This window comes from Acinetobacter sp. SM34 (assembly GCF_022012365.1).
Taxonomy (GTDB): Bacteria; Pseudomonadota; Gammaproteobacteria; order Pseudomonadales; family Moraxellaceae; genus Acinetobacter.
Map to the genome: position 1 here is coordinate 1 of NZ_JAKLTP010000030.1, position 4,144 is coordinate 4,144.

4 protein-coding genes and 4 pseudogenes are annotated in these 4,144 nt (G+C 40.6%); 5 read left to right on the top strand and 3 right to left on the bottom strand.

Annotated elements, in window-relative coordinates; genetic code table 11:
• From LZZ98_RS15360 to LZZ98_RS15375, 5 genes and pseudogenes are all read left to right on the top strand, one after another.
• Positions 1-496, top strand: a 496-nt coding sequence (locus tag LZZ98_RS15360) for an FAD-dependent oxidoreductase (protein WP_237788586.1), incomplete at its 5' end; no start/stop codon positions are given.
• 196 nt (positions 497-692) lie between these two features.
• Positions 693-1,037, top strand: a complete 345-nt coding sequence (locus tag LZZ98_RS15365) for a hypothetical protein (protein WP_237788587.1) — start codon at positions 693-695, stop codon at positions 1,035-1,037.
• Positions 1,038-1,158: 121 nt separating this feature from the next.
• Positions 1,159-1,440: pseudogene (locus LZZ98_RS15370) on the top strand (VIT1/CCC1 transporter family protein); the annotation flags it as partial.
• Positions 1,441-1,506: 66 nt separating this feature from the next.
• Positions 1,507-1,581, top strand: a pseudogene (locus tag LZZ98_RS15585) (hypothetical protein); the annotation flags it as partial.
• Positions 1,582-1,609: 28 nt separating this feature from the next.
• Complete coding sequence (locus tag LZZ98_RS15375; protein WP_269091886.1) at positions 1,610-2,227, top strand: YeeE/YedE thiosulfate transporter family protein; 618 nt, start codon at positions 1,610-1,612, stop codon at positions 2,225-2,227.
• Positions 2,228-2,413: 186 nt separating this feature from the next.
• Here LZZ98_RS15375 and LZZ98_RS15380 read toward each other — a convergent pair whose 3' ends face one another.
• The 3 genes and pseudogenes from LZZ98_RS15380 to LZZ98_RS15390 form a co-directional block, all read right to left on the bottom strand.
• A complete protein-coding gene (locus LZZ98_RS15380; protein ID WP_237788588.1) occupies positions 2,414-2,932 on the bottom strand; it encodes a hypothetical protein in 519 nt (172 codons plus the stop codon).
• Positions 2,933-2,988: 56 nt separating this feature from the next.
• Positions 2,989-3,663 (bottom strand): annotated as a pseudogene (locus tag LZZ98_RS15385) (TIGR03915 family putative DNA repair protein); the annotation flags it as partial.
• Between the two features lie 19 nt (positions 3,664-3,682).
• A pseudogene (locus LZZ98_RS15390) lies at positions 3,683-4,144 on the bottom strand (IS5 family transposase); the annotation flags it as partial.

Sequence of the window (4,144 nt, forward strand, 5' to 3'; positions counted from 1 at the left end):
GCGTGTTGCAGTCATCGGTGGCGGGAACTCGGGTGTGGAAGCTGCGATTGACCTGGCCGGGATTGTAGAGCATGTAACTTTGGTGGAGTTTGATACCAAACTGCGTGCCGATCAGGTCTTGCAGGACAAGCTCAACAGCTTGCCAAACACCACCGTGATCATGAATGCACTGTCTACCGAAGTGGTGGGTGACGGTTCACAGGTGACTGCACTGAAATACAAGAACCGTGCTACCGATGAAGAGCATATGCTTGAACTGGCCGGAATCTTTGTACAGATCGGCTTGTTGCCAAACACGGATTTCCTGAAAGCATCAAAAGTGGAACTGTCAAACCGTGGCGAGATCGTGATTAACGAGCGCAACGAAACCAACGTCAAGGGTGTGTTTGCTGCCGGTGACTGTACTACCGTGCCGTACAAGCAGATCATTATTGCTACAGGTGAAGGTGCCAAGGCATCACTGTCTGCTTTTGATTACATTATTCGTAACGCGTAATTATCACAAGTAACAGCAAAGTTGTTCTATCAGGCTTGTATCATTGCTTTAGTGGTATAAGCCTTTTTTTTCACTCATTTTTTCATAAAAAATAATTACATTTAATTAACAATTTTAGCTCATTATTTGTGCATTTTTTTCGTTATATTCAAAATACCCCTATTTAGGTGGGTGCCACAATTAGAAGGAAATGAAAATGAATAAAGTGCTTATTGCTTTAGGTCTTGCTGCTAGCGTTGCCTTGGTTGGTTGTAATAAACAAAAAGAGCCTGAGACCGGTGCAACCACTGGTGAACATCTTGAAAATGCAGCTAATCAAGCCAGTCATGATATTTCTGATGCAACAAAGGAAGCAGAAGCTAAAACTCAAGCGGCCACTGATGAAGCAACCTCTAAAATTGAGGCAGCAGGTAATGAAGCTGCAGCTAAAACTGAAGCTGCAGCGAAGGATGTTAAAAATGCAGCGAAAGAAGCTACTGCAAATACTGCCGGTGCTGTAGAGCAAGGTGCTTCTAATGTTCGAGAAAGAACTCAACAATAATTTAAAATCATTAAAATAAAAAAGCTCCTTAAAAAGGAGCTTTTTTATTGATTAATCTTGCTTTTTTATTCATATTTTTTTTATGGCAATCCTAATAACCAATAATTAAGTGCATCTCTATATGGCACATTTTTATCATCTGGAAAAACATTATATTCAAAGAACAGGCTGATTACGTGCCGCAGTGCTTGGTGCCAATGATGGAATCGTTTCCGTCACCCACCTCATTATGGGGATGGCTGCCAGTGGTACATCTTCCCACACCTTGTTAATTACCTGCATTGCCGGACTCATTTCAAGTGCCAGTTCCATGGCAACTGGTGAATATATTTCTGTCAAATCTCAAGTCGATATTGAAAAGGCAGATCTAGATATGGAAGCACGTGAGCTGCAACGCAATCCCGTGAAAGGCAATGTCAGTCCTGTTTCCATGTCTGTGATGATTGGTGCTTTTATCTTTGGTATCGACATGCAATTAGGAGGCAGTTATGCTTCGGGTACGCTTTATACCGTCGGTGGCGGTAGTGCCCGCATGATTGTGACTCTTATTTTCTTCTGCTTAGGCTCTTTAATTGCCACCACACATTTGGACTGGTGGTTTAACCTGCCACATCATTGCACCCATTTCCATTGTTTCAAGCTTAGGCGTTATTCCTGCACTCATCGTCAGCTTTGTTCTGTTTGCAGCAATTGCATTTGCTACCATCTTTTTTGAGAAAAAACGTCATGGTTCACTTGAAGTAGAACCTATTGCCGAAACTCAAGGTTTTAAACGTTTCTTACATGGTCCATGGCCGCTAATTTGGGGAGGCATCATCCTCACCCTGCTCAATTTTGCAACTTTAGCTAGTCGTCCTTGGGGCGTGACTTCTGCACTTGCAGTTTGGGCAGCAAAATCAGCCAGCTTTATCGGGGTAGATGTGGCTTCTTGGGCGTATTGGCAACAACCGGGCAATGCCAAAGCTTTGTCTGAATCATTATGGTTCGATATTACTTCCATGATGAACTTCGGCATTATGTTGGGGGCATTACTGGCTGCCAGTCTTGCAGGTAAATTTGCACCGAATCTCAACATTCCAAAACGCTCACTAATTGCTGCTATTGTTGGCGGTTTACTATTAGGCTACGGTGCTCGTTTGGCGTATGGCTGTACATCGCGGGGCTTACTTCAGCGGTATTGCTTCTGGTAGCTTGCATGGCTGATTATGGCTGATCTTTGCTTTCATCGGCAAACAGCCTTGGGGTGAAACTTCGTCCATTTTTCTTTCCCAGTGAACGCCCACAACCTGAAAAACTAACCGGTTGTTAATTGTAAAATACTGAAATTAAAAAGCCCATCTCTTGATGGGCTTTTTAATATATTCTCTTTTTATAATTTAGTTTAAAGCTGCTTTCAAATTACAACCAAAGCCCATAATTTCTTGTGCCTGACGGTATGTGGTATAACGATTTAAAATAAAGTCATAAAACTGATCAGCATCAGCAAAACTTTTGCTTAAATCTTCATCCTGTGCATGCGGTAATTTTACCTGCCCAATCAACTTCGGGTTTTGATGACCTAAATAATACATCTCGGCAAAATATCCATTCATCATTTCACAATAGGCCTGTTTCACCGGCTTTAATGAAGTACTACTCACTGCATGCAGGTTTAAAGTCTGCAATTGATTCACATCCAGTACCGACTGATCTGAAAAAGCAATATTATTGGTTTTTTTAAATGCCTGATAATCTTTAGATAACTGTTGATTTAAAGTCTCAAAGCGCTGTTGCAAACTTGCAGCATCTTGAACTTTATATTGTTGAGGATCAATCTGTGTTTTATGCTGTTCAGAGCTTGAACATGCTGAAACTAATATACTTGAAATCAAAATCGTAAAAATTAACGGCTTCATCATCACTCGCCCAATAGTCGCATAATACAACACAACATTATGCCTGAAATATCCAGCTAAATTGACTTTTCATTCATATAGCGCCAATAGCGTTTCGGCACATATTGAATGTGCAATTTCATGTTTTGTCGTGCTTGAATGTTTACGCTATGAAAATAATCTTTCCACAACTGATCATAAAGCCATTCTTGCTCATCCAGTTGCACAGTAAAGGACTGACTAAAACCGCTGGCCTTGGCATCTACTTCACAGGCATTCACTTCAATTTGATGTACCTGTTGCAAATCATAATAAATGCCATATTTACGTTTTTCATCATAGATCAGCCAGCTCTGATCCTGATAACGTGCCTTAAAATGTCGTTCAATCAACGGCAAAACATTAAAATCGGGCCGAACCAGACTTAAAAACAAACCATCCTGACATTTTTTAAACCGTACAAAGGCTTCCATACGATGCTTCTCACGTCCCACCTGCTTGGTCCACTGCGCTAAAGCCAACACATTGGGATGTCCATAATTTTCATCAACTTTATAAGTATGCTGAAAAATATACAGACAGTAATTAAACAAGTGCTGATAAGCAGTTTGATTTTCAGATAAAAAGGTATAGTAAAAATTGCGCTGACTTTGACTTGAGGTTTTTTGCTTTAGCCCTTGCCAGACACGCTGCGCCTGCTGATCATTTGAAACCACCTGCATAAAATCATCAAATAGTCCATTTTGGCATTCTCATCACTAGGGCGTGTCCTCATTTGGCTTTGCACCAAATAAATATGCAGGCTATACGGATCATAGATTTATAATTGCGTGCTAGTTTATCAAATCGAGTTGCAATAGCATGGAAATGTTTTAATCTCGCAAAAGCATTTTCAACTAAATGTCTTAATTTATATAGATATTTATCAAATTCCTTATTTGATCTCTTACTGTTTGATCTCAATGGAATAATGGGAATCATATTCTTGTTCTTGGCACATATTCTAATGTGCTTAGCATCATACCCCTTGTCAGCAATGAGATAAGTTGCCTCGCCTACAATATCAATCAGTTGTTTTGCAACTTGACTGTCGTGGATGTCACCCCCAGTGATTTTAAAATCAATCGGTAATCCATTCGCGTCGGTTGCAAGATGTATTTTTGTTGTTCGTCCACCGCGGTGATTGTCCAATTTCTCGTTCGAAACCATGCCGAGCTCCACTTGCATGTTGAT